This window comes from Sphingopyxis sp. (assembly GCF_035686825.1).
GTDB lineage: Bacteria > Pseudomonadota > Alphaproteobacteria > Sphingomonadales > Sphingomonadaceae > Sphingopyxis.
In genome coordinates, this window is sequence record NZ_DASRYZ010000007.1 from 609,200 (window position 1) to 633,605 (window position 24,406).

The 24,406-nt window shown below is 65.7% G+C and carries 24 protein-coding genes and 1 tRNA gene; 18 read left to right on the forward strand and 7 right to left on the reverse strand.

Annotation, left to right across the window (positions count from 1 at the left end; translation table 11 throughout):
* Positions 1–45: 45 nt before the first annotated feature.
* From VFG17_RS20850 to VFG17_RS20865, 4 genes are all read left to right on the forward strand, one after another.
* Positions 46–981, forward strand: coding sequence for an alpha/beta hydrolase (locus VFG17_RS20850; protein ID WP_325031281.1), 936 nt, complete (start codon positions 46–48; stop codon positions 979–981).
* The gene (locus tag VFG17_RS20855) at positions 978–2,156 is read left to right on the forward strand and encodes a glycosyltransferase family 4 protein (protein ID WP_325031282.1); all 1,179 of its coding nucleotides are present in this window, start codon (positions 978–980) and stop codon (positions 2,154–2,156) included. Before VFG17_RS20850 ends, VFG17_RS20855 begins: the two co-directional genes overlap by 4 nt.
* An 84-nt stretch (positions 2,157–2,240) precedes the next feature.
* Positions 2,241–3,644 carry an NAD(P)H-dependent flavin oxidoreductase gene (locus VFG17_RS20860; RefSeq protein WP_325031283.1) on the forward strand — a complete coding sequence of 468 codons (1,404 nt, stop codon included), beginning with the start codon at positions 2,241–2,243 and terminating at the stop codon, positions 3,642–3,644.
* Positions 3,645–3,685: 41 nt separating this feature from the next.
* On the forward strand, positions 3,686–4,000 hold the full coding sequence (locus VFG17_RS20865; RefSeq protein ID WP_325031284.1) for a hypothetical protein: 315 nt from the start codon (positions 3,686–3,688) through the stop codon (positions 3,998–4,000).
* A gap of 7 nt (positions 4,001–4,007) precedes the next feature.
* Here VFG17_RS20865 and VFG17_RS20870 read toward each other — a convergent pair whose 3' ends face one another.
* Positions 4,008–5,006 carry a D-glycerate dehydrogenase gene (locus VFG17_RS20870; RefSeq protein ID WP_325031285.1) on the reverse strand — a complete coding sequence of 333 codons (999 nt, stop codon included), beginning with the start codon at positions 5,004–5,006 and terminating at the stop codon, positions 4,008–4,010.
* Positions 5,007–5,154: 148 nt separating this feature from the next.
* On the opposite strand from VFG17_RS20870, the gene VFG17_RS20875 reads away from it, so the two are divergent.
* Positions 5,155–5,619, forward strand: a complete 465-nt coding sequence (locus VFG17_RS20875; RefSeq protein WP_325031286.1) for an SH3 domain-containing protein — start codon at positions 5,155–5,157, stop codon at positions 5,617–5,619.
* Positions 5,620–5,857: 238 nt separating this feature from the next.
* Here VFG17_RS20875 and VFG17_RS20880 read toward each other — a convergent pair whose 3' ends face one another.
* Both VFG17_RS20880 and VFG17_RS20885 read right to left on the reverse strand, forming a co-directional pair.
* Positions 5,858–6,325, reverse strand: coding sequence for a hypothetical protein (locus VFG17_RS20880; RefSeq protein ID WP_325031287.1), 468 nt, complete (start codon positions 6,323–6,325; stop codon positions 5,858–5,860).
* A gap of 195 nt (positions 6,326–6,520) precedes the next feature.
* On the reverse strand, positions 6,521–7,708 hold the full coding sequence (locus tag VFG17_RS20885; RefSeq protein ID WP_325031288.1) for an acetyl-CoA C-acyltransferase: 1,188 nt from the start codon (positions 7,706–7,708) through the stop codon (positions 6,521–6,523).
* 500 nt (positions 7,709–8,208) lie between these two features.
* Here VFG17_RS20885 and VFG17_RS20890 point away from each other — a divergent pair, with 500 nt between their 5' ends.
* Positions 8,209–9,651 (forward strand): coniferyl aldehyde dehydrogenase, encoded by a 1,443-nt coding sequence (locus VFG17_RS20890; protein ID WP_325031289.1) that lies wholly within the window; start codon positions 8,209–8,211, stop codon positions 9,649–9,651.
* Positions 9,652–9,703: 52 nt separating this feature from the next.
* Positions 9,704–9,788, forward strand: a tRNA-Leu gene (locus tag VFG17_RS20895).
* A 30-nt stretch (positions 9,789–9,818) separates the two neighbouring features.
* Here the strand turns inward: VFG17_RS20895 and copD are convergent.
* Together copD and copC are read right to left on the reverse strand one after the other, a co-directional pair.
* The gene (gene copD / locus VFG17_RS20900) at positions 9,819–10,748 is read right to left on the reverse strand and encodes a copper homeostasis membrane protein CopD (protein ID WP_325031290.1); all 930 of its coding nucleotides are present in this window, start codon (positions 10,746–10,748) and stop codon (positions 9,819–9,821) included.
* Between the two features lie 4 nt (positions 10,749–10,752).
* Entirely contained in the window at positions 10,753–11,136 is a 384-nt protein-coding gene (gene copC / locus VFG17_RS20905; protein WP_325031291.1) for a copper homeostasis periplasmic binding protein CopC, read from the reverse strand.
* A 142-nt stretch (positions 11,137–11,278) separates the two neighbouring features.
* Here copC and VFG17_RS20910 point away from each other — a divergent pair, with 142 nt between their 5' ends.
* Genes VFG17_RS20910 through VFG17_RS20930 form a run of 5 tightly spaced genes read left to right on the forward strand, consistent with a single transcriptional unit; the run spans position 11,279 to position 15,490 of the window.
* Positions 11,279–11,545: a hypothetical protein gene (locus tag VFG17_RS20910; protein ID WP_325031292.1), complete on the forward strand. Its 267-nt coding sequence runs from the start codon at positions 11,279–11,281 to the stop codon at positions 11,543–11,545.
* On the forward strand, positions 11,545–11,985 hold the full coding sequence (locus tag VFG17_RS20915; RefSeq protein WP_325031293.1) for a periplasmic heavy metal sensor: 441 nt from the start codon (positions 11,545–11,547) through the stop codon (positions 11,983–11,985). Before VFG17_RS20910 ends, VFG17_RS20915 begins: the two co-directional genes overlap by 1 nt.
* Positions 11,982–12,548, forward strand: a complete 567-nt coding sequence (locus VFG17_RS20920) for an RNA polymerase sigma factor (RefSeq protein ID WP_325031294.1) — start codon at positions 11,982–11,984, stop codon at positions 12,546–12,548. The genes VFG17_RS20915 and VFG17_RS20920 overlap by 4 nt, the downstream gene beginning before the upstream one ends.
* A gap of 57 nt (positions 12,549–12,605) precedes the next feature.
* Complete coding sequence (locus VFG17_RS20925) at positions 12,606–14,414, forward strand: copper resistance system multicopper oxidase (RefSeq protein WP_325031432.1); 1,809 nt, start codon at positions 12,606–12,608, stop codon at positions 14,412–14,414.
* The gene (locus VFG17_RS20930; RefSeq protein WP_325031295.1) at positions 14,411–15,490 is read left to right on the forward strand and encodes a copper resistance protein B; all 1,080 of its coding nucleotides are present in this window, start codon (positions 14,411–14,413) and stop codon (positions 15,488–15,490) included. Before VFG17_RS20925 ends, VFG17_RS20930 begins: the two co-directional genes overlap by 4 nt.
* Positions 15,491–15,521: 31 nt before the next feature.
* On the opposite strand, the gene VFG17_RS20935 is transcribed toward VFG17_RS20930, so the two are convergent.
* Positions 15,522–16,157 carry a DUF4198 domain-containing protein gene (locus VFG17_RS20935; RefSeq protein WP_325031296.1) on the reverse strand — a complete coding sequence of 212 codons (636 nt, stop codon included), beginning with the start codon at positions 16,155–16,157 and terminating at the stop codon, positions 15,522–15,524.
* A 159-nt stretch (positions 16,158–16,316) separates the two neighbouring features.
* Here VFG17_RS20935 and VFG17_RS20940 point away from each other — a divergent pair, with 159 nt between their 5' ends.
* The 6 genes from VFG17_RS20940 to VFG17_RS20965 all read left to right on the forward strand — a co-directional run bounded on the left by VFG17_RS20940 (position 16,317) and on the right by VFG17_RS20965 (position 23,729).
* On the forward strand, positions 16,317–18,416 hold the full coding sequence (locus VFG17_RS20940; RefSeq protein ID WP_325031297.1) for a TonB-dependent siderophore receptor: 2,100 nt from the start codon (positions 16,317–16,319) through the stop codon (positions 18,414–18,416).
* 43 nt (positions 18,417–18,459) lie between these two features.
* Complete coding sequence (locus VFG17_RS20945) at positions 18,460–20,631, forward strand: TonB-dependent siderophore receptor (RefSeq protein WP_325031298.1); 2,172 nt, start codon at positions 18,460–18,462, stop codon at positions 20,629–20,631.
* Positions 20,632–20,681: 50 nt separating this feature from the next.
* Positions 20,682–20,990 (forward strand): hypothetical protein, encoded by a 309-nt coding sequence (locus VFG17_RS20950; protein WP_325031299.1) that lies wholly within the window; start codon positions 20,682–20,684, stop codon positions 20,988–20,990.
* Complete coding sequence (locus VFG17_RS20955) at positions 20,987–22,561, forward strand: PepSY-associated TM helix domain-containing protein (RefSeq protein ID WP_325031300.1); 1,575 nt, start codon at positions 20,987–20,989, stop codon at positions 22,559–22,561. Before VFG17_RS20950 ends, VFG17_RS20955 begins: the two co-directional genes overlap by 4 nt.
* On the forward strand, positions 22,558–22,845 hold the full coding sequence (locus tag VFG17_RS20960) for a DUF3325 domain-containing protein (protein ID WP_325031301.1): 288 nt from the start codon (positions 22,558–22,560) through the stop codon (positions 22,843–22,845). The genes VFG17_RS20955 and VFG17_RS20960 overlap by 4 nt, the downstream gene beginning before the upstream one ends.
* 98 nt (positions 22,846–22,943) lie before the next feature.
* Complete coding sequence (locus VFG17_RS20965) at positions 22,944–23,729, forward strand: AraC family transcriptional regulator (protein ID WP_325031302.1); 786 nt, start codon at positions 22,944–22,946, stop codon at positions 23,727–23,729.
* A gap of 527 nt (positions 23,730–24,256) precedes the next feature.
* Here the strand turns inward: VFG17_RS20965 and VFG17_RS20970 are convergent.
* Positions 24,257–24,406: a hypothetical protein gene (locus VFG17_RS20970; protein WP_325031303.1), complete on the reverse strand. Its 150-nt coding sequence runs from the start codon at positions 24,404–24,406 to the stop codon at positions 24,257–24,259.

Here is a 24,406-nt window from a genome sequence, read left to right on the forward strand (position 1 = left end):
GCGTGGTAGACGGGGCCGAGTCCCGGACACGGGATGCACGAGACAATGCCGAGGCGAACAAGGGGAAGAGCCATATTGGCCCAGCAGGATGCAAAACAGGATGGGCGCCGCGACTGGTCGGACCAATATTGGTGGTCGCCCGACGGCGTCCGGCTGCACGCGCGCGTCTATGCCGGACCCGAAGGCAGCGAGGATCTGCCGCCGGTTCTGTGCATGCCCGGCTTGGCCCGCAACGCCCGCGACTTCGAGGCGCTGGCGCCGCATGTAGCGCAATATCGCAAGGTGATCGTCATCGAATTCCGCGGGCGCGGCGACAGCGCCTATGCCAAGGACCCGATGACCTATGTCCCGCTGACCTATGTGCAGGATGTCGTCGCGCTGCTCGACGAGATGAAGATCGATCGTTTCGCGACGATCGGCACTTCGCTTGGCGGGCTCGTCGCGATGCTGATGGCGGCGACGCTGCCCGGCCGGATCGTCGGCGCGGTGCTCAACGATGTCGGCCCCGAACTCGAAACCGCGGGGCTCGAGCGGATCCGCGACTATATCGGCGCGGGCGGCAGCCAGCCGACTTGGATTCACGCGGCGCGCGCCTTTGCCGAACTCAACGGTGCGGTCTATCCCACCTATGATATCCGCGACTGGCTGCGGCTGACCAAGCGCACGCACAAGCTGACCCCCGAGGGGCGCATCGTCACCGATTACGACAAACAGATCGCGGCGCCGCTGCGGGTTCCGAACGGCGGCGATGCGGGTGTCGACCTGTGGCCGGCCTATCGCGCGCTCGCGGGCATTCCGCTCCTGATCCTGCGCGGCGAACTGTCGGACATATTGGCGCGGCCGGCGGGCGCGAAGATGGCGGACGAACTGCCGGGGGCGCGGCTGGTCGAGGTTCCGGGGGTCGGCCATGCGCCGACGATGGACGAGCCCGAGGCGCGTGCGGCGATCGACGCCTGGGCCACGGAGCTTCCGCAAGCGTGAGCGCCGACGAGCCCGAGACGCCCTGGCCGATCCGTATCCTGCACCTTCATTCGAGCTTTTCGCTCGGCGGCAAGGAGGCGCGCGCGGTCCGGCTGATGAACCTGATGGGTGACCGCGCACATCATACGATCCTGTCGGCGATGCCCGACGCGCTCGGCGCGCGCGACGCGATCGATCCGGGGATTGTCGCCCATTTTCCAAAGGATGCGCCGCCGCTGCACGGGAAACCGTCGCTCGCGCGCTACCGCGATCTCGCGGACTATATGACCCGGTTCGAGCTGGTGCTGAGCTATAATTGGGGTGCGATGGACGGGGTGATGGCGCGCCGGGTCCATGTATCGCGCCTGTGGCACAGCATGCCCGAACTGATCCATCACGAGGACGGGTTCAACGAGGATGAAAGCGTCCGGCGCAACTGGAAACGCAATCTGTTCCGCCGCGTGGCGCTGCGCACCGCCCAATCGGTCGTCGTTCCGTCGACCTTGCTGCAACGGATCGCGGCCGAAGAGTGGAAGGCGGGGGCGCGCACCCATCTGATCCGCAACGGCATCGACGTCGCGGCCTACGCCGATGGACCATCGCTGCCGATCCCGGGCTTCGAGCGGCGCGACGGCGAGGTCGTGATCGGTACTGTCGCGGGGCTGCGCAAGGTCAAGGACCTGCCGCGCCTCGTGCGCGCTGTGGCGACGCTGCCGGCGAACGTGCGTCTGGTGATCGTCGGCGAGGGGCCTGAGCGCGCGGCGATCGCGGCCGAGGCGGCGGCGTGCGGCATGGCGGACCGGCTGATCATGCCCGGTTTCATGGCCGAGCCCGCGCGCTGGATCGGCCATTTCGATCTGCTCGCGCTCTCGTCGCTCAGCGAACAGGCGCCGATCGCAGTGATCGAGGCGATGGCGGCGGGGCTGCCCGTGATCAGTCCGGCGGTCGGCGATGTCGCGGCGATGGTCGCGGACGCGAACCGATCCTTCATCGCTTCCGATGAGGCCGGCTTTCGTCGCGCCCTGGCGCAAATGAGCGGGAATGCGGCGCTGCGGGCCGAGGTCGGCGCCGCCAACCGGCGGATCGCCGCGGAACGGTTCGACGAATCAACGATGGTCGGCGCTTATGAAAAGCTCTATGCTCGCGCGCTTGAAGGCTATGGGTCGTTCAGCGGTGGCTGGGTCGGCTTCGATTGACAACGGGGTCCAATTTCCGCTTACGCAAGCGGCAACGGGGGCTGGTTCGCGGGCGCGGATCGGCGGAGAAAGAGAAGGTTTAGAGTGTTCAAAGGTTTGAAGCCCATCCTTTACGGCGGGCGTGAAGTCTGGCCGCTGGTCGAAGGCGGCAAGGGTGTGTCGGCGACCAATCATATGTCTAGCGGCGCATGGGCCGCGGCGGGCGGCATCGGCACTGTTTCGGCGGTCAACGCCGACAGCTATGACGCCGAAGGCAAGATCATTCCGCAAATCTACCGCGCGCTGACGCGCAAGGAACGCCACGAGGAACTGATCCAATACGGTATCGAGGGTGCGGTCGCGCAGGTCGAGCGCGCCTATGACGTGTCGGGCGGCAAGGGCGCGATCAACATCAACGTGCTCTGGGAAATGGGCGGCGCGCAGCAGATCCTCGAAGGCGTGCTGGAACGGACCAAAGGCCTTGTCGCGGGCGTGACCTGCGGCGCGGGCATGCCGTACAAGCTCAGCGAAATCGCCGCGCGCCACAATGTCCTCTACCTGCCGATCATCAGCTCGGCGCGCGCCTTTCGCGCGCTGTGGAAGCGCGCTTACAGCAAGGTCCCGCATCTGCTGGGCGCCGTTGTCTATGAGGATCCTTGGCTGGCCGGCGGCCATAATGGCCTGTCGAACGCCGAAGATCCGCTGGTCCCGCAGGACCCCTATCCGCGCGTCGCCGCGGTGCGCGAAACGATGCGCGCCGAGGGGATCGCGGACGATGTGCCGATCGTGATGGCGGGCGGCGTCTGGTATCTGCGCGACTGGGAAAACTGGATCGACAATCCCGAACTCGGCCAGATTGTCTTCCAGTACGGCACGCGGCCGCTGCTGACCGAGGAAAGCCCGATCCCGCAGCAGTGGAAGGATCGTCTGCGCACGCTCGACGACGGCGACGTGCTGCTGCATCGTTTCTCGCCGACCGGTTTTTATTCGAGCGCGGTGCGCAACCCGTTCCTCCGCGACCTCGAAGCGCGCTCGGAACGCCAGATTCCCTATTCGAAGCAGGAAGCGGGCGACCATATCGTCCAGCTCGACGTGGGGGTGAAGGGCAAGAATTTCTGGGTCACCCCGCACGATCGCGCCCGCGCGCGCGACTGGTTCGCCGAAGGCTATACCGAGGCACTGAAGACCCCCGACAATACGGTCGTCTTCGTGACCGATCCCGACAAGGCGATGATCCGCAAGGATCAGGCCGACTGCATGGGCTGCCTGTCGCATTGCGGCTTTTCGTCGTGGAAGGACCATGACGATTATTCGACCGGCTACCTCGCCGACCCGCGCAGCTTCTGCATTCAGAAGACGCTGCAGGACATCGCGCACGGCGGCGACGTCGAGCAGAATCTGATGTTCGCGGGCCACGCCGCGTTCAACTTCAAGACCGATCCCTTTTATTCGAACAATTTCACCCCGACGGTGAAGCAGCTTGTCGACCGGATTTTGACGGGGGACTGACGAGGGTTTCCCATTAGCGAGAAGAGACGGGACGCGGTGGCATGAAGCGCATCTGGCGAATGGCGGCGGTCGCCGCGGCGCTGGCGCTCGGCGCGGGCGCCGCGCAGGCGGAAACGCCCGCCGAACGGGCGTGGCGCAATTATGAGCTGCTCCACAGCGGCGCCAAAAAGCCCAGCGACCTGAGCGACGTCGAGCGGCGCGAACTGGCGGCGCTTTTGGAAATGATGCGTGAAGATCAGAGCGCCGACCGGCGCACGCCGCGGCAGCGCTGCATCGATGAAGAGGTCGAGCGCGAAGGCGGAAATCCGAGCGATCTGGCGATGCGGGTGATCGACCTCAAATGTAGCCAGCGCTGACGAGGGGTCAGGCCCACCCCTCGAGAACCTGATCCGGCGGGCGATGCCCGTCGCACCAGGCGCGGATATTGGCGATGACCTTTTCGCCCGACGCTTCGCGCCCCTCGATCGTCGCCGAGCCGAGGTGCGGGAGCAGCACCACATTGTCGAGCGCGAGCAGCGCGGGGTCGACCGCGGGCTCGTGCGTATAGACGTCGAGCCCGGCGCCCGCGATGCGGCCGGTCTGCAGCGCCGCGATCAGCGCCTTTTCGTCGACGATCTCGCCGCGCGCGGTGTTGATGAGGTAGGCGGTCGGCTTCATCGCGCCGATGCGCGCCGCGCTCACCATCTCGTGCGTTTCGCTCGTGTGCGGGCAGTGGATCGTGACGACGTCGCTGATACGAAGCAGCGTGTCGACGCTCGCATGATAGCTCGCGCCGAGTTCCTCCTCGATCGCTTCGGGCAGCCGCTTGCGATTGTGATAATGGATCGATAGGCCGAAGGCGCGGGCGCGCCGCGCAACCGAAAGCCCGATGCGCCCCATGCCGATGATCCCGAGCAATTTGCCGCCGACGCGGTGGCCGAGCATCGTGCTCGGCGCCCAGCCTTGCCACTGTCCCGACCGCATCAATTTCTCGCCTTCGGCGAGGCGGCGCGGGACGCTGAGGATCAGCGCCATCGTCATGTCGGCGGTGTCTTCGGTAAAGACGCCCGGCGTGTTCGACACCATGATGCCCTTGGCGCGCGCGGCGGCGAGGTCGATATGATCGACGCCCGCACCGAAATTGGCGATCAGCTTCAGCCGTTCGCCCGCCGCGGCGACGACCTCGGCGTCGATCTCGTCGGTCACGGTCGGCACGAACACGTCGCAATCGGCGACCGCGGCCTTCAATTCGTCGCGGGTGAACGCGTGATCATGCGCCGACAGCCGGGCATCGAACAATTCGGCCATCCGCGCCTCGACATGCGGCATCAACTGGCGGGTGACGATGACGCGCGGGCGCTTGGGACGAGAGGAATCGGGCATGGCCGCCGATAGAGCGCGGCGCGGCGCGGCGGTCAAGAGCCTGTCCCGACGGGATCGAGAGCGGGGGAAGTGAAAAGGCTGGGGATGAACGCAGCCTTTTGCGCGGTGAGCGGTTGAAATGCGGATATGAGTTTGACAAGGCAAAGCCATGACCAGCCGCCATATATTCGCCGCCGCCGTGCTGATGGCCAGTGTGGGACCGGCCGCCGCGCAATCGCAACCCGATGTCGAACTGCCTTATTGGGCGTCGATCAGCGTCGACCAGGCGCGGATGCGCAAGGGGCCGTCGCCCCACGTGCCCGTGATGTGGGAGTATCGGCGAAAGGATTTGCCGGTAAAGGTCGTCGCCCGCCACGAAAACTGGCGCAAGGTCGAGGATCCCGACGGCACGCAAGGCTGGATGGCGGCGCGTCTCCTCAGCCGCACGCGTACCGCGATCGTCACCGGCGAGATCCGTCCGATGCGCGAGGATGCCGGCGTCTCGGCCGCGGTCGCCTACCGCGCGCAGCCCGGCGTCGTCGGCCGGATCAGCGATTGCAAGAACGGCTGGTGCCTGTTCGACGTCCAGGGCCGCAAGGGCTGGATCCAGACCGATCATATCTGGGGCGATTGAGCAACCCGGGACCGACGACCGGATTCGATCGGAAGCGGACATCGCATTACTCGTCACCCCGGGCTTGACCCGGGGCCTGCCTTATCCTTTTCGACGTCGGGCAGGACGAAGGCGGGTCCCGGGTCAAGCCCGGGATGACGAACAGAGAGCGTCCCCTCCTCACCCCAAAGCCGCCATCCAACGTCGTAAAAAAAAGGGCCGGACGATCGCTCGTCCGGCCCTTTTCCGTCTTTAGCGGTCAGCGCCACCGGAAATGGTTGCGATAGACCCGCACGACCTTGCCGTTCCGCGCATTGACGAGCAGCAAGTCGTTATAGTGGCGGACGTAGGTCAGGTTACGACCCGCCCGCGGCACGCCCCAGCGGCTGTCCCACGCGGGGCGATAGGCCGGTCCGTAATAGCTCGAACGCAGCGTCGAGCCGACGCGGAACTGCTGATAACGAAAGGGCGCGCGATAATTCTGGTAGCGCGTGTCGCGACGCCAGTCGCGTCGGCTGTCGCGAAGGTCGCGCTGCGCATCGCGCAATTCGCGGCGTTCCTCGCGGACGTCGCCGCGGTCACCATGACGTATGGCGTCGCGATACTCGCGGCGCTCTTCGCGAACGTCGCGGCGGTCTTCGCGGATATCGCGGGTCTGCGCGTGCGCTGCGGCCGGAACCATCATCGCGGCGATCAGACCGGCGGTGAGAAATTTCATCTTCTTCATTGTGCCATTCCTTTTCAATCCGTCAGGGGGAGGGGATATCTGCCCGATGACAGGAAAAGGATTAGGCGAGTCGGTTTGAACCGATCCGGAATGCGGCGTTTATTTTCAGGTCATTAGTGTCGCAATTTGTCGCGAGAGGGCGACGAAACGGCGCCGTCGTGCGACGGCGCCGTGCAACCTTCGCCGATTATGATTTCAGACCAGTTCGACGGCCACCGCGGTCGCTTCGCCGCCGCCGATGCACAGGCTCGCGATGCCGCGGGTCTTGCCGTGGCGCTGAAGCGCCGCGATCAGCGTCGTGATGATGCGGGTGCCGCTGGCGCCGATCGGGTGGCCGAGCGCGGTCGCGCCGCCGTGGACGTTGATCTTGTCGTGCGGGATGCCGAGGTCGTGCATCGCGAACATCGCCACACAAGCGAACGCTTCATTGACTTCGAACAGGTCGACGTCGCCGATCGACCAGCCGGCTTTCGCCAGCACCTTGTTGATCGCGCCGACCGGGGCGACGGTGAAATCCTTGGGCTCCTGCGCGTGCGCGGCGTGCGCGACGAGCCGCGCGACGGGCTTCGCGCCCTTGGCGTCGGCAACCGACTGGCGCGTCAGCACGACCGCGGCGGCGCCGTCCGAAATCGACGAGCTGGTCGCCGCGGTGATCGTGCCGTCCTTGGCAAAGGCGGGCTTCAGCGTCGGGATCTTGTCGGGCATCCCCTTGCCCGGCGCTTCGTCGGTGTCGACGACCACATCGCCCTTGCGGCCGGAGATGGTGACCGGCGCGATTTCACTGGCGAAGGCGCCGTCGGCGATCGCGGCCTTGGCGCGGCTCAGCGATTCGATCGAATAATCGTCCTGCGCCTGACGGCTCAGCTGATAGGCGTCGGCGGTATCCTGCGCGAAGGTGCCCATCGCGCGGCCGGCGTCATAGGCATCCTCCAGCCCGTCGAGGAACATATGGTCATAGGCGGTGTCGTGGCCGATGCGCGCGCCGCCGCGGTGCTTCTTGAGCAGATAGGGCGCGTTGGTCATCGATTCCATGCCGCCCGCGACGACAAGGTCGATGCTGCCCGCGGCGAGCGCCTCGGCGCCCATGATCACGGTCTGCATGCCCGAACCGCACACCTTGTTCACGGTCGTCGCCTGCACCGACTTGGGCAGGCCGGCCTTGATCGCGGCCTGGCGCGCCGGCGCCTGGCCGAGCCCGGCGGGCAGCACGCAGCCCATATAGATGCGCTCGATGTCGTCGCCCGAAACGCCCGCGCGCTCGACAGCCGCCTTCACCGCGGTCGCGCCGAGGTCGGTTGCGCTCGCGTCCGACAAGCTGCCCTGCATGCTGCCCATCGGGGTGCGCGCATAGGAGAGGAAGACGACGGGATCGGTGGCGGTCATATCGAGAGACTCCGGTGGGGAAAGAAGGTTCGGCGAATGGACTAGCCGAAATGCTGCACGTGCGAAAGAGGGCGGAGCATGGGCGGTTTCGGGCGGGAGCTGCCGTCTCTTATATCGTCACCCCGGACTTGATCCGGGGTCCCGCTTGAGATCGAAACCTGCTCTGTCCATCAAAAGCGGGATCCCGGGTCAAGCCCGGGATGACGAAAGGGGGATGACGGCTCCCCACCCCAAAGCCGCTATCCTTCAACCCGACTGGCTGGCAGAAAATCGCTTTCCTACAATATCGCGGCGGATTAGCGTGGTTCCTGGATGACGAACTCGAACCACTCCGCCGCTTGCAATCTACGCCGCCGCTCGCCAGTCATCGGGGCGCATTTCCGGCGACGGGTATTATTTTACCCGAGGGGAATGACAAGTTTGACAAGTTAGGCTTGCAAGTTTCATCTTGCAACTCGATCTCCGGCATGATCTGACGGACGAAAATGGAGGGGAAGGCTATGGCGACGGGAATCGACGGCGAAACGGCGCGGATGCACGAGGTGCTCGCGGCGCAGAAGGCGAGCTTCACCGCCGCCATGCCCGAAAGCCTCGCGGTGCGGACCGACCGCATCGACCGCGCGATCGCGCTGCTTGTCGACCATGCCGAGGATTTCGCCAAGGCGGTGAGCGAGGATTTCGGCCATCGCAGCCGAGACCAGACGCTGATGACCGACATCATGCCCTCGGTCAGCGCGCTCAAGCATGCCAAGAAGCATATGGCCGCCTGGTCGAAGGGCGAGAAGCGCAAGCCCACCTTTCCGCTCGGCCTGCTCGGCGCCAAGGCCGAGGTCGTCTATCAGCCGAAGGGCGTCGTCGGCGTCGTCGCGCCGTGGAACTTCCCCGTCGGCATGGTCTTCGTTCCGATGGCGGGCATTCTCGCCGCGGGCAACCGCGCGATGATCAAGCCCAGCGAGTTTACGGAAAATGTCTCGGCCTTGATGGCGCGGCTGGTGCCCGACTATTTCGACGAAAGCGAGATGGCGGTGTTCACCGGCGACGCCGAAGTCGGGATCGCCTTCTCGAAGCTCGCCTTCGACCATATGATCTTTACCGGCGCGACGAGCGTCGGCCGCCATATCATGCGCGCCGCAGCCGATAATCTCGTCCCCGTGACGCTCGAACTCGGCGGCAAGTCGCCGACCTTCATCGGGCGCAGCGCGAACAAGGATCTCGTCGGTCAGCGGGTCGCGCTCGGCAAGATGATGAACGCGGGACAGATCTGTCTCGCGCCCGACTATCTGCTCGTCGCCGAGGATCAGGAAGACGCGGTGATCGACAGCGTGACGAAGGGCGCTGCCGCGCTCTATCCGACCCTGCTGGCGAACGACGATTATACGTCGGTCGTCAACGGCCGGAACTACGACCGGCTGCAATCCTACCTTGCCGATGCGCGCGACAAGGGCGCCGAGGTGATCGAGGTCAACCCGGGGAACGAGGATTTCGCGAGCGCCAACGGGCACAAGATGCCGCTCCACATCGTTCGCAATCCGACCGACGATATGAAGGTGATGCGGGAGGAAATCTTCGGACCCGTGCTGCCGGTCAAGACGTACAAGAATATCGACGAAGCGATCGACTATGTGAACGCCAACGACCGTCCGCTCGGCCTCTATTATTTCGGGCAGGACAAGAGCGAGGAGGACCGCGTGCTGACGCGGACGATCTCGGGCGGGGTCACGGTCAACGATGTGCTCTTTCACAATGCGATGGAGGATCTGCCCTTCGGCGGGGTCGGGCCGTCGGGCATGGGCAATTATCACGGGGTCGACGGTTTCCGCACCTTCAGCCACGCGCGCGCCGTCTATCGCCAGCCGAAGCTCGACGTCGCGGGGCTCGCGGGTTTCAAGCCGCCCTATGGCAAGACGACCGCGAAGACGCTGGCGAAAGAGCTCAAGAAATAGCTTGGCAAAATATGGCGCTTCGCCTTAGGGGAGGCGCCGCGCTTTGGTGCATGCCCCTGTGGTGAAATTGGTAGACGCGCCGCACTCAAAATGCGGTTCCGCAAGGAGTGCTGGTTCGAGTCCGGCCAGGGGCACCAACGCCGATCGTTCGCGGCTTTCGCCGGCTCTCATACCGGCAATGGTTCGAGCATGCCGAGCCACGCCACCAACGCCAGTATCGCGGTGGCGGCCAATATCTCGATCGCGAGGCTGCGCCGCATGGCGCGGAGAGCCGCGGCGGGATCGCCTTCGACGCGGGCGGAGGACAGCGCCGGCGTCAGCCGCCAGCGGTTTGCGGCGGCAAGGGCCAGCATCAGGGCGAAGAACAGCAGCTTGACGCCGAGAAGCTGCCCATAGGACGACGCGACGGCGCGGCCGATATTGTTCGCGCCGACAATGATCTGCGCATTGACCAGCCCGGTCGCCGCGATGACCAGCACGCAGACCGTGCCGGTGCTTGCGAAGCGGTCGAGGCTGCGCGCCGTCAAGGCAAGCCGCTCTTCAGCGATGCCGTCGCCGGGCCGCAGCAGGATCAGAATAGCGGCGATGGCGCCGAACCATATGGCGGCGGCGATCATGTGGGCCGCATCGGCGAGGCGGTGGATTGCTCCGGTCAGTCCTTCGCTCGCGCCGGCGTGCCCGGCCCAGACCAGCGTCGCGAGCGCCGCCGATCCGGCAATCACGATCGTCGCGGCGGCGGCGGCCGGTCGCCGGCCGAGTTGCGACGCGGCCGCGAGCGCGGTCCCGAGCGCCGCGAGGCGGACGATCCACGCCGCGCCGACGTCGGTTTCCCCGATCAGCATCACCAGCATCGCGGGATCGACCGCGAAGACGGTGACCCCCTGCATGCTCGCGGTAAGCGCCACCATACCGATGAGCGATGCGATCAATCCGAGCGACGCGAGCCAGAACTGGGGCGCGAACAAGACCTCCACGACCTGAGGATCCCGCCGCTCCTCCCGGCGGAGGGCATGGAAGGGAAAGGCCGCCAGTCCGACGAGAAGCATCAGGTCGGCGTAAAGGGCGAAGCGAACGCCGATCAGGACGGAGTCGGTCACGGACCTATTTGACGGTGAAGCCGAATTCGCTGCCCATGCGGTGGGTGTCGGCGCCCGCGGCCGACCATTTTACCTTGTACGTACCGGGGACGAGCGCGCGCTTGAGTTTCAGCGTCATCGAAGCGCCGTCCTTGCCCATTGCGGGGGTGAAGGCGATCGGCATCGGCGGATGGTCCTTCATCCCCGGCATGCCGGTCATCACCAGTTCGGCCTTCACGGTGGAGGCGATCAGCCTTTCGTTGAATTTCAGGCTGACGGCGGTCACCTTCGACACGGTGGCGTTCGCCGCCGGGGTGGATCCGACCAGCTTGGCGTGCGCGAGGGCCGGGGCGGGCAGCGAGGCCAGCGCGAGCAGGGCCGCGGCGGCAGGCAAAAGCGTATATTTCATATTGAACTCCCGATATATGCTGTCCCGGCTATTACGCACGGGGCGGAGACAACCCTTGGAAAAATCATCTCCCGATCGGCGGCCGTTGAGGGGCGGCGTGCCAGCGCGCGTATAGGTTTTTGAAAGGACGAGCAGGACAGGCATGGACGACGAACTTCGGATCCTGAACGCGGCGGCGACGCCGGCCGCGCTCGACGGCCTCGACGCGCGCGTTCTCGGAGCGCTCGCGGCGCGGCGGCGGGAAGCGGTCGCCATGCGCCGCACGATCGCGCTCGCCGCGCTGGTGTCGCTGGGCGGCGGAATTATCGCCGGCAGCGCCTTTGCGCCGGCGGCCGTGGCGGCAAGCCCGCTAACACCGCTCGTCCCCGCGAGCCCGCTCGCGCCGTCGACGCTGCTGGATTCGCGCTGATGACGCCGCTGCGCCGCATCCTGATCGTTGGCTTTATCGCCTTTCTGGCCGCGCTGGCGGGCGTGTTCATCGGCCGCATGCTCGTCGATACACCGCGGGCCAGCGAAACCGAACTCCACGCGCTGCTGCACCGTGAGGCGAAGCTGTCGGCCGAACAGGAGCGCAAGCTCGATGCGATCGAGGCGCGATTCGCCGCGCGGCGCGAGGCGCTCGAGCTTGAAATGCGCGCGGCGAACATCCGGCTGGCGCAGGCGATCGAGGCCGAGCATGGCTATGGCCCGCGCGTCACCGCAGCGATCGACGAAACCCACAAGGTGATGGGGCAGCTGCAGAAGGAGACGCTCCAGCATCTGTTCGCCATGCGCGCCGTGCTCGATGACGATCAGGCCGCCATGTTCGACAGGACCGTGGTCAAGGCCCTGACCGCCGATGCGAGGTGAGCGTCGAGCTAGCGCAATGTAGCGACCGCGAGCTCGCCGCGCTCGCGCACACCCGCCGGGATGATATCTATCGCGAGCTGCTGGCGCGCTACAAGGCGCCGGTCTTCCGCCTCATCCGTCACCATGTCGGCGATGCCGACGAGGCGATGGACCTGTCGCAGGAAACCTTCGTTTCGGCTTTCGCCGCGATCGAGCGTTACGACGGCGACCGGCCGTTCCGGATATGGATCTCGCGCATCGCGCTCAACAAATGCCGCGACTGGGCGCGGCGGCGTGCGGTGCGATCTTTTTTCACGCGTGCGCTGCCGCTCGAGAAAGCGCATGACGTGGCGGTGGACGGACCCGCGCCCGACGTCCACGCCGCCGACCGCGAAGAGCTTGCGCGGGTGCGAAAGGCGATATCCGGATTGCCGCACAATTTGCGCGAGGTTCTGATCCTGCGCGGCGTCGAGGAACTCAGCCAGTCGGAAGCCGCCGAATTGTTGCAGGTCAGCGAAAAGACCGTCGAAACGCGCCTGTACCGGGCCCGGACCAAGCTGCGGGCGATGCTCGGCGAAAATTGATGTGAGGGGTGCGCGTCCACTTCGCGTATGACCTTGGAGAGAAACAGGATTACCGGGATTCTTATGCAGATCGACAGGCGCGGGTTCGTGAACGGGGCATTGGGCGGAGGTGCGCTCGCCGCGCTGGCGGCATGGTATCCGGCCTGGGCGCAGCCGGTATCGCCCGGGATCGCCTCGACGCTGCCGACGGTTGCGGGGAACGACATCCGGCTGCGCATCGCACGGCAGACGATGCGCATCGACGGCAAGGTCAGCCGGGCGATCGGGATCAACGGCACCATCCCGGGGCCGCTGGTGCGGCTGCGCGAAGGGCAGACGGCCCGCCTCACCGTCGTCAACGATCTCGACGAGGACAGCTCGATCCACTGGCACGGGTTGATCCTGCCGTTCCAGATGGACGGCGTGCCGGGGGTCAGCTTTCCCGGCATCAAGCCCAGATCGACCTTCGTCTATGAATTTCCCGTCGTCCAGTCGGGCACCTATTGGTATCACAGCCACTCGGGCCTGCAGGAACAGCTCGGCCATTACGGCCCGATCGTGATCGATCCCGCGGGCGCCGACCCGATCGGATATGACCGCGAGCATGTGATCGTCCTGTCGGACCACAGCCGGCTGTCGCCCGAGGCGATCTTTCGCAAGCTCAAGGTCAATCCGGGGCATTTCAACATGCAGCGCCAGACGCTGTCGGGCCTGCTCGCGGGCAAGGACCAGCCGCTCAAGGAGCGCATCGAATGGGGCGCGATGCGGATGGACCCGACCGACGTCGCCGACGTCAGCGGTTCGACCTATCAATTCCTCGTCAATGGCTATGGTCCGCGCGACAATTGGACCGCGCTGTTCGCGCCGGGTGAACACGTCCGGCTGCGCATCGTCAACGCGTCGGCGATGTCGATCTTCAACGTCCGTATCCCCGGGCTCCGCATGACCGTGGTGCAGGCCGACGGCCTCAATGTCGTTCCGACCGAGATCGACGAGTTCCAGATCGGGGTCGCCGAAACCTATGACGTTATCGTCACCCCCGCCGGCGACCGCGCCTATACGATCGTGGCCGAGGTCAACGACCGGTCGGGCATGGCGCGCGCGACGCTGGCGCCGCGCGCCGGCATGGCGGCCGAGGTGCCGCCGCTGCGTGAGCGCCCGCTCGCGACGATGAAGGACATGGGGATGGGAGCGATGGCGCACGGCGCGTCCGCCGGCGATGCGTCCTGCGCGCCCGAACATGCGGCGATGGGCCATTGCACGCCCGCACCGGCCGATGCAGCGGCCGGTGATCATGGCGCGCACGGCGCGGCGGGCGGAACCGCAATGCAGCACAGCATGCGCGACTTCAGCGTCGCGCCGCAGGTCAAACGCGACCCGAGCGTCCAGTCGATCTCCCCCATGCCCGTCGACCGGATGGGCGAGCCGGGGCAGGGGCTCGAGGATGTCGGGCACAAGGTGCTCACCTATCACGACCTCGTCGCGCTCGATCCCAATCCCGACACCCGCGCGCCCGGCCGTTCGCTCGACATCCATCTCACGGGCAATATGGAACGCTTCATGTGGTCGTTCGACGGGGTGAAGATGTCCGACCATCACGAGCCCATCCCCTTCATCGAGGGCGAACGGGTGCGCGTGAACCTGATCAACGATTCGATGATGAGCCACCCGATCCACCTCCACGGCCATTTCTTCGAACTGGTGACGGGGAAGGGCGATCGGGCACCGCGCAAGCACACCGTGATCGTCCAGCCGGGCGGGATCGCGACCTTCGACTTCACTGCCGACGCGCTCGGCGACTGGGCCTTTCACTGTCACCTTCTCTATCACATGCACGCGGGGATGATGCGCGTCGTCAGCGTCCGTCCGCGGGGAGACGGCGAATGACCCGGATCGCGCTCCTCCTCTCGGGCATCGCGCCGTTCCTTTTCGCGGTGCCGGCTGCCGCGCAGTCGATGGATCATTCGATGCACGGCTCGCAGCCCGCGGCGAAACCCGCACCCGAAGCGCCGGCCTGCACGCCCGAGCATGCCGCCATGGGGCATTGCACGCTCGAAAGCGCGCCGGCCGAAAAAACATCAGACCCGGACATGAAAGCGATGGATCATGGCGCGCCGGCGTCCGATCCCGCCTGTCCGCCCGAACATGCGGCGATGGGGCATTGCACGCCAAAGTCGGCCGGGAAGACCGGGCAGACGGATGCTACCGGCACCGACCTGCCCGCGGGCGACGCGCCCGCGCCGCCGCCCCCCGGCGACTGGTATGCCGACCGCTATTTCCCCGCGGGCGAGATGGAGCATGCGCGCCATGCGATGATGGCCGAAAATGGCGCGCAGACGATCGGCTTCGTCAGCCTCAACCTCGCCGAATATCAGGCGCGCAAGGGGCGCGACGGTTTCCGCTGGGAAGGCGAGGCATGGTACGGCGGCGACATCAATCGGCTGACGATCAAGAGCGAGGGCGAGACGGTGTTCGGCGAAGGCGTCGAGAGCGCCGAGATGCAACTCCTCTACAGCCGCGCGATCGGCCCCTATTTCAACGCGCAGGCGGGTGTCCGGCAGGATCTGGGCCCCGGGCCCGACCGCACCTATGCGGCGATCGGTTTTGAGGGGCTCGCGCCTTACTGGTTCGAGGTCGAGGGCGCATTGTTCCTGTCGGACAAGGGCGACCTGCTTGCCCGGATCGGGGGCTATTATGATCAGCGCATCACGCAGCGGCTGATCCTGCAGCCAATGGCCGAATTGAATTTCGCGGCGCAGGACGTCCCCGAAAGCGGGATCGGCTCGGGCCTGTCCGATGTCGAACTCGGCCTCCGGCTGCGCTACGAGATCGTGCGCGAATTCGCGCCCTATGTTGGCGTCGAATGGGCGCGGAAAGTCGGCGACACCGCGCGTTTCGCGCGCGCCGACGGCGACGATGCCGACAGCGTCAGCTTCGTCGCCGGGGTGAAATTCTGGTTCTAGGGCGGGTCCTGCGAACGCCTTTCCCGCGCCGCTATGGCGTGCGGAAGGTCAGCGTCGAGATATGGTGGGTCTTCGCGACGCTCTTGCCGCCGAGCGTGCGGGCGCCCTCGACCTCGTGCGAGGTCGACAGCAGATAACGGCCGGTGCCCGTCACCGGGACGTCGATGCGGCCCTGGTCGTCGGCGGCAAAGCTTTTTTGCCAGCGGTCGGCGTTGATCACCGTGACCTTCGCACCGGGCAGCGGCTTGCCGAGCCAATGGACGGCGAAGCTGTTTGCTCCGGCAGCGGTCGGAACGATCTCGAGGTCGAGCGCCGACCGGGTTTCGGCGCGGCCGGCGCGGGCGTAATAGATCACACCTTCCCATTTGCCGCCTTCGGCCTCCCACGGCGCGAACACATTGTCGTCGGTCAGGCGGACGTCGCCGGTGCCGGTTACCGCTGCTTCGATATGGTTCGCGCGGCGGACCAGCGCCGCGTCGGCTCCGATCAGGCGCGGCGCGGTCAGCTTCGAAAATTCGGGATCGCCGGCTTCGGGAACCGGATCGGCGGGTTCGCCCAGATAGATGCGCGCCGGGCCGGCGGCGTCGCGTTCGACCCAGACCTCGTGAGCCGTTGCGGGTGACGCAAGGAAGCCGAAGGCGATCAGCGCGGCGAAAGTCTTTTTCATGGGGGGTCTCCCTGTTTCCGGACAATCCGGACGGTGTGCTGACCGCTGTGTGGCCGCAGGCGTGCCCTATTGCAAACGATTATTACTAGCTTGCTATTGCGACCTATTCGCTCTAGCTGCCGCCGCTAATTGAGATTGAGTCGCAAAAAGGGAAATGCCATGACCTTCCGAATGATCGCGCTCTGCGGAGCTGCCACGCTGGCTTTTGCCGCCAATCCGGCCTGGGCGGGCGAGGGAGCGGCGGATGCCGCCGCCTCCGCCGAAGCCGATGCGGGCTCCGGCGAGGACGCGATCGTCGTCACCGGCTATGCGGGAACCAAGACCGACACCGCGCTGACGGAGCTGCCGCAGCCGGTCAAGGTCATCACCGCCGAGCAGTATCAGGCCCAAGGCGCGATCAGCATCAGCGATACGGTGAAATATGCCGCCGGCGTCCTCGCCAACCCCTATGGCCGCGACACCCGCGTCGACGGCTTCAACGTCCGCGGACTCGATGCGCTGCAGTTCCGCGACGGCATGCGCGACATCTTCTCCTATTATGCCTCGATCACCTCGGACCCGTATAATTTCTCGCGCGTCGAGATCGTGCGCGGCCCCGCCTCGGTGCTATTCGGGCAGGGCTCGATTGGCGGCATCGTCAACCTCGTCAGCAAGACGCCCGATTTCGACACGCGCGGCGAACTCAACCTCGTCTATGGCAGCTTTGACCGCAAGGAAGTGCTCGGCGACGTCAACCTCGCGCTCGCCGACAATCTCGCCGTTCGCTTCGCCGGCCGCGCGCGCGACGCCGACACCTATGTCGACCATGTCCCTGACGACCGCGTCATGTTCGCGCCCTCGATCCGCTGGCAACCGACCCCCGACACCGACATCGTGCTGACCGGCCTCTATCAGGAGGACGATACTGGCTCGACCTCGCAATTCCTGCCGATCGTCGGCACCTTCCGCCCCAACACCGCCTATCCGCAGGGCAAGCTCGACCGCTACACCTTCGTCGGCAAACCCGGAGAGGACCGCTATGCCGGTCGCTCGCTCCAGGGCGGCGGATCGATTACCCACAGTTTCTCGGACAATATCCGCGTCAGCCTGAAGGCGCGCTATATCGACAGTGACCTCGAATATAACACCCGCTACACCGACAGCTATACCAACCCGACCGACCCGTTCCTGCCCTATGCTGCCCAAGGCACCTATGGCCGCACCATCGGCCTGTATGTCGGCGCCAACGACGCGCGGATGAACGTCTTTTCGACCGACAACAACGTCCAGTTCAACTTCAACACCGGCGCGAATATCGAACATAAGCTGCTGGTCGGCCTCGACTATAGCTGGAACAAGGTGGCCAAGCGCAGCGCCAGCGGGTTCGAACTGATCGACCTCTACGACATCGATTACGACGCGATGGGCACATACGATCCCACCGGCCCGTTCTTCGTCGAAAGCCAGAAGCAGCTTGGCATCTATGTGCAGGACCAGATCCGCTTCTACGACCGGGTCTCCGTCGTGCTGGGCGCCCGCCGCGACCGCGTCACCGGCTCTTCGGGGCAGAAGGACAATGCCACCACCTTCCGCGCCGGGATCATCGGAGAGATCGGCGCGGGCTTCTCGCCCTTCTTCAGCTATACCGAAAGCTTCCTGCCGGTCGCGGGTTCGATTCAGGACATCAACGGCGATCCCATCTCGCCCTACCGGCCGCAGACCGGCACGCAATATGAAGCCGGCGTGAAGTGGCAGCCGAACATCAACACGCTGGTCACCGCCACCGTCTTCAAGATCAGGGAGCGAAATCGCGTCCTCTATGGCGCCGGCAACTCGACCAGCCAGTCGGGCGTTCTCAACACCAAGGGTTTCGAGATCGAGGCCAGTCACACGCTGCCGGGCGATTTCGAACTGCTCGCCAACTATGGTTATGCGAAGCTAAAGTCGGAAACCAACACCAGCCTCGACTATATGCCCCGCCACACCGCATCGCTCTGGTCGACGAAGACCTTCGGCCTTCCGGACGAAGCGCAGCTGCGCCTCGGTGGGGGCGTCGTCTATAGCGGCAAGAGCATCTCGACCAGCAACGTCTGGTCGATCGTCACGCCGTCGCGCACGACGGTCGACGCGCTGGCCGAGATCAACTGGAACAACTGGCGCTTCGCGGTCAACGCCACGAACCTGCTCAACAACAAATATTTCGCCTCCTGCCTCGCGCGCGGCGACTGTTTCGTCGGCGCCCCGCGCAATGTGATGGGAACGGTCGGCTATCGCTTCTGATTGCAGGCAATCGCTGTTCCGGCCGCGGGGGAAGGGGTTCATCATGCGGAAATTCATGGCTTGTCTCGTGCTTTCGGCGGCGTTCGTGCCCGCGCTAGCCGTTGCCGAAACGGCGGGCGAGACGGACGCTTCGAAGGGCAATGAAAACACGATCGTTGTGACCGGCGAGCGATTTGCCGGCGAGGTGAATTCGGGCAAGGCCGACATCCCGCTCGCCGAACTGCCGCAGGCGATCTCGGTCATCAGCGCCGAGCAGCTCCGCGAACGCGGCGTGACCCGCCTCGCCGATGCGCTTTTCTCGGTCGCCGGCGCGGCGCGCAGCAGCACCTACGGCTTTTACGACGCCTACTCGCTCCGCGGCTTCGACGCGGCTTATGGCAGCGTCTATCTCGACGGATTGCTGAACGAGTCCGGCGGGGGCGGCAGCAACAACGAACTCGTAGGGCTGCAATCGATCGAGGTGGTCAAAGGCCCGGCGTCGTCGCTGTTCGGCGGCGGCCCGCTCGGCGGCATCGTCAATTTGGTAAGCAAGCGGCCCGACGACACCCAGGATTTTCTGGACGTCCAGTTCTCGACCGGATCCTACAATCTGGTCGAGGGGGCGATCGACGCCAATATGCGGCTCGATCGGGACGGCGCGGTCACGGCGCGTTTCGTTGCGCTTTATCGCGATTCCGACAGCTTCGTGAACAATGCCGGTTACAACCGCCTCTATCTCCAGCCGTCGCTAAGCTGGCGGCCGGGCCCCGACACGCGGCTTACGCTGATCGGCACGCTGAAGCGCGATCGCGACAATCCCTGGGCGCCGCTCAACGCCTATGGCACCGTCTTCCCGCTCGAAGGCGGCTACCGCCTCCCGCTCGATTTCGCGGTCGGCGAGGACGGCGACGAGAAGGCGGTGCAGAACGAGAACCGCAAGACGATCAGCGCGATCTTCGAGCATGGCTTCACCGACCGGTTGAAGCTGAACGCGACCGCGCGCTACATGCACCGCACGACCTTTTGGGATCGCTGGATGTTCGCCGGCGATTTTCTCGACGAAGAACTCGACGGCGACGGCAATCCGATCGCGGGCACCGGGACGACGATCGGGCGCTTCTATTATGGTCCGTACGACGAGACCTTCAAATCCTTCCTCGCCGACAGCCGGCTGAGCTGGAAGGTCGACACCGGGCCGCTCCGGCACAATCTGCTCGGCGGCATCGACTATCGCCGGACCGATTCGCGCTATGAGGGCGACGGCGATTTCGACCAGACGCATTTCGCGCTCAACGTCTATGATCCCGACTATTCGGCGCCGCTCGTCCCGACGCCGGCACCTTATTCGGGGCATGACACGGGCCGCCAGCTGGGCTTTTACGTCCAGGACCATATCGAAATCGGCGACCGTCTGACGCTCACGCTCAACGGGCGGTGGGACAGGGCGAAGTTCAACGGCGAACCGCAAACCGCCTTCTCGCCGCGCGTTGGCGCGACCTGGGAGGCGGTGCCCGGCGTTTCGCTCTACGCCAATTACGCCAAATCCTTCACGCCGCAATTCGGCTCGCAGATCGTGCTGGAGGTCGGCGACGACGGCAATCCGTCGGTGATCGGGCAGGCGCCGCCCGAGCGCGGCCGCAATATCGAGGCGGGTGCGAAGTTCGACCTCGCCGAAGCGCGCCTCGCCGGGACGGTCGCGCTCTATCAGCTGACGCGAACCAATGTGTTGATGACCGACCCGCAGTTCCCGCTTTTCTCGATCGTCTCGGGCAAGCAACGCGCCAAAGGTGCCGAGCTTGAACTACACTGGCGCCCCGGTGCCGGCTTCGGCGTCGATCTCGCCTACACCTATATCCGCGGCCGCTACATCGAGGATGAGTTTTCGCCGCCCGGAACGCCGCTGCCCAATATCCCGAAACATAATGCGACGCTGTTCGGTCATTATACGGTGCCGTCGGGGCCGCTCGCCGGGCTCGGCGCGAACCTCGGGCTGCTCTACAACAGCAATCGCTACACATATGACAGCTTCGCCTATCCCTGGCAGGACCCGATGATGGTCCTCAAGAACTATGTCCTCGTCAACGGTGGGCTCTCCTATGCCTTCGAAGGATGGGAAGCGCGGATCAACGTCAACAACATCTTCGACAAGCGTTACTATCCCGACGCCTGCTGCATCACGCGCGTGACGCCCGGCGAGCCGCGCAATTGGCGCCTGACGATCAGCCGGCGCTTCTGACGATGGAGCGGGCTATTGCGAGTCAGTCGCAATGTTGCGATAGGGGCGCCATGAGCAAGGTGAACCGGATTTGGCGCGGCGCAAGGTGGCGCGACATCGCGGCGCGTACGCTGGCCGCGGTGCCGCTCAACTATGCGGTCACGAGCGCGCTGACCATGCTGATCGCGCGGCTGTTGCCGGGCGGCGGGGCGCAGGCCTCTATCGCTGCGACGATGCTCTCTTTCGCGATCTTCGCGGGCCTGGCCATGACCGCCTTCGCGGTCCGCTCGGTCGCGCGGCTGTGGATCGGCCTGGTCGCCGCCGGGCTGGTCGCGGGCGGCGCCGACTGGCTGCTGATCTCCACGGGAGGCCGGCTGTGAAGGGCGGCTTCCGGCAATCGATGGCGTGGCTGCACACTTGGACTGGGCTGCTGCTCGGCTGGTTGCTGTTCGCCATCTTCGTGACCGGGACCTCGGCCTATTTTCAGGAAGAGATCACGCGCTGGATGACGCCCGAGGTGCACAGCGTCCCCGCCGATCCGGCGAGCGGCTTTGTCGCGGCGACCGAATGGCTCCAGCGTGAGGCGCCCGGCGGCAGCGAATGGTCGATCTATTCGACGGGGAAGCGCGCCGCCGGCCTGCAACTCTATTGGGCGAACGGACCCGACGCCCCCGCCGACGCGCCGACCAGCGCGCGCCTCGACGGCACCGGAAGCGAGGTTTTCGCGCGCGAGACGCTGGGCGGCTGGTTCCTCTACCGCTTTCACTACGATCTTCATTATATCAACTGGTATTGGGCGCGCTGGCTGGTCGGCATCGCCGCGATGGCGATGCTCGTTGCGATCCTCAGCGGCATCGTCACGCACAAGAAGATTCTGGCGGATTTCTTCCTGCTCCGGTTCGGCAAGGGCCAGCGGAGCTGGCTCGATGCGCATAATGCGTCGAGCGTGCTGTTTCTGCCCTTCATCCTGATGATCACCTATACTGGCCTTGTCAGCCTCGCGACGCACTATATGCCGTGGGGAATCGCCGCCAATTACACCGATGAGGGTAAATTCTTCGAGGAGACCGCGCCCTGGCCCGTGCCCGCGGAAAAGGCTGGACCGGCGCCGCTTGCTCCCATCGGGCCGATGGTCGAGCAGGCCGAGCGGCGCTGGGGAACCGCAGTGGGCAGCGTACGCATCCTCAACCCGGGCGATCGTTCGGCGCAGGTCATCGTGTCGAGCGCGCCCGATGCGGGCATGTCGATCGCCCTGCGTTCGCTGACCTTCGACGGGGTGACGGGCCGGCCGGTCCGCGCGCAAGACCCGTCGGGCGCCGCGACGGTGACCGAAGACACGATGATCGGCATCCACGCCGGCCGCTTCGCCTCGCCGCTGCTGCGCGTGCTCTATTTCCTGTCGGGACTGGCGGGCTGCGTGATGGTCGCCTCGGGTCTGGTCCTGTGGACGGTGAAGCGCCGCGCGAAGCTTCCCGATCCCGAACGGCCGCATTTCGGTTTCCGGCTCGTCGAAAAGCTGAACATCGCGGCGATCGCAGGCCTGTCGTTCGGCATCGCGGTCTACTTCCTCGCCAACCGTCTGCTGCCGCTCGGCATCGCCGGTCGCAGCGACCAAGAGATCGACAGCATGTTCATCGCCTGGGGGGCGGTGGCGATATGGGCGATGGCGCGGCCCGTCCGGCGCGCCTGGCTCGAAGCCTTGTCGGCGACGGCGCTCGCTTTTGCATTGGTGCCCGTCGTCAACGCTCTGACCACCGACCGGTCGCTCTTTGCCAGCCTTGCCGCCGGCGACAGCGTTTTTGCCGCGTTCGACGGCGCGATGCTCCTCATCGCCGCCGGCTTTGGCTGGGCAGCGCTCAAGGTCGCGCGCCGGCCAAGCGGACAGGGGCGGCGTAAGACCGCGGCGCGCGGATCGTCCGCGCGCGGCGTGCCGGGTACGGAGGCGGTATGATCCATCTCCTGCTCTTCCTGCTCGCCTTCGCGGGTTTCATGATGCTTTGCGCCGCGCGCGACCGGCACCAGCGCGACCTTCTCGGCCGCAAGCTTCCCGCGAAAACCGCTGTCGGCTTGCGCCGCACCGGCCTGTTCCTCCTGCTGCTCGCTTATCCGGTCGCCGGCGTCGCGCTCGGATGGGGTTATGGCGCGGTGGAATGGCTCGGCCACCTCAGCGGCGGCGCGCTGCTCACCGTCCTGCTTCTCACGCGCCTATCGGCGCGCGGCGCCCCCGGCCGCTGATCCCGCTGTCGGCGGCATCGCCGACCGAACTGGACGCGTTTCCTGCCGGACTCTAAGGGAGCCTGACCCACGCTGTTCGGGAGAGGCTGGCAGGTTCGATGACAAGCAAGCGCGCCATCACCATATCGGCGGAATTCGCCAGCTTCGTCGGGCACGGGCCCGTCGATCCGGCGTGGTTGCCGCCCGAGCCGATCGTCATCGGCTTCGGCGATATCGGCGAACCGGCGGTCAGCATATTGGCGAGCGAGGATATCGATAGCGAAGCGGGCGACCATATCCTGCTGTTCGCGATCGGCCGATCCGCGTGCCTTCGCATGTTCGGTCTGCTGCCAAGCGTGAAGGGGAGCTGGTATCTTGCCGCCGATCTGCGCGAGCTTGGCCGCGCGCTCGTCGCGGTCGAGGGGGAAAGCGAAGTGGCGGGCATGCTCCGCGTCGCGCGCAGCCTCGAACTGCTCTGCCGGCTGTTCGGCGCGCTGGAAGAGCATCGGATGGTCGAGTATCATGGCAATACGACGCTCAGCGAACTTGACGCCAAGCGCGTCGCGGCCGCGCACCAACTGGTCAGCGAAGGCTGGCAGCAGCCGTTGACCGTGGCCGAGGTCGCGCGGCGGTCAGGGCTCGGCAAGGCCAAGCTGACGCAGGGCTTTCGCGAAATGTATAAATGCACCGTCGCCGAGGCGGTGAGCGAACGGCGGCTGTCGCACGCGCGCACCTTGCTGTCGCTGAGCGATCTTCCGATTTCCAGCATCGGCTATCGCTGCGGCTATCAAAGCAACGCCAGCTTCACGCGCGCCTTCGCGCGTCGATTCGGTATGACGCCGACCGATATGCGGCGGCGCGAGAAGGCGCCAGATGGATCGGCTTGCGGGGAAATGCCGGCCTGATAGATTCCGGCATATTCGCGTCGGGCTTGCTGCAATCTGTGAATGGCGGGCCCGCAAACAGCCTATGGGTCTGGCTGGATGGGCCCTGACCCCAGGCTGAGCCTACGTAATGCATGCTGAAGAAATGCGGCGCGGCTCAATGTCAGCTTCTTGCCCTTCGCGCCTAGGAGCGGACAGTCTCGAAGTCGGCTGATTGAGTCGGGCGGGCCCATGTCTAGCTGACAGCACGGATGTTCCCAGGAACGAAAGACCGGAGCCGCGGGCTGGTAGCGTCGGTGAGGTGTTCGCGGCCGAAACTCGGTCTGACATTCGTTGGCGGTCCGATCGCGCATCTGGGCTATTTTCACGAGGAACGGATCGACCCAGCTCCACCCTGTGAAATAGATCAGCACCGCAGCACCGATGACGCCGAGCAAGTCGGCCTACACTTTGCGCGGCCGATGCGGATCGCCGCGAGGGCGATCGCGAGCCCCTACGTCGGTGAACATGTGCGCGGCATCGGAGAGGAGGGCGAGGCTGTTGCATAGTCACGCCTCCACCAGTTCGGCAATCAGGAGGGTGCCGGCCGGCGCCAATGCGATCGTCAGGCTGAGGGCGTTGGTCCCCGCGGTGTGATCCTGTCCGCTGCCGCCATGCCTGTGATCGTGGCCCTGATCGTTGTCGTGACCGGCACCCAT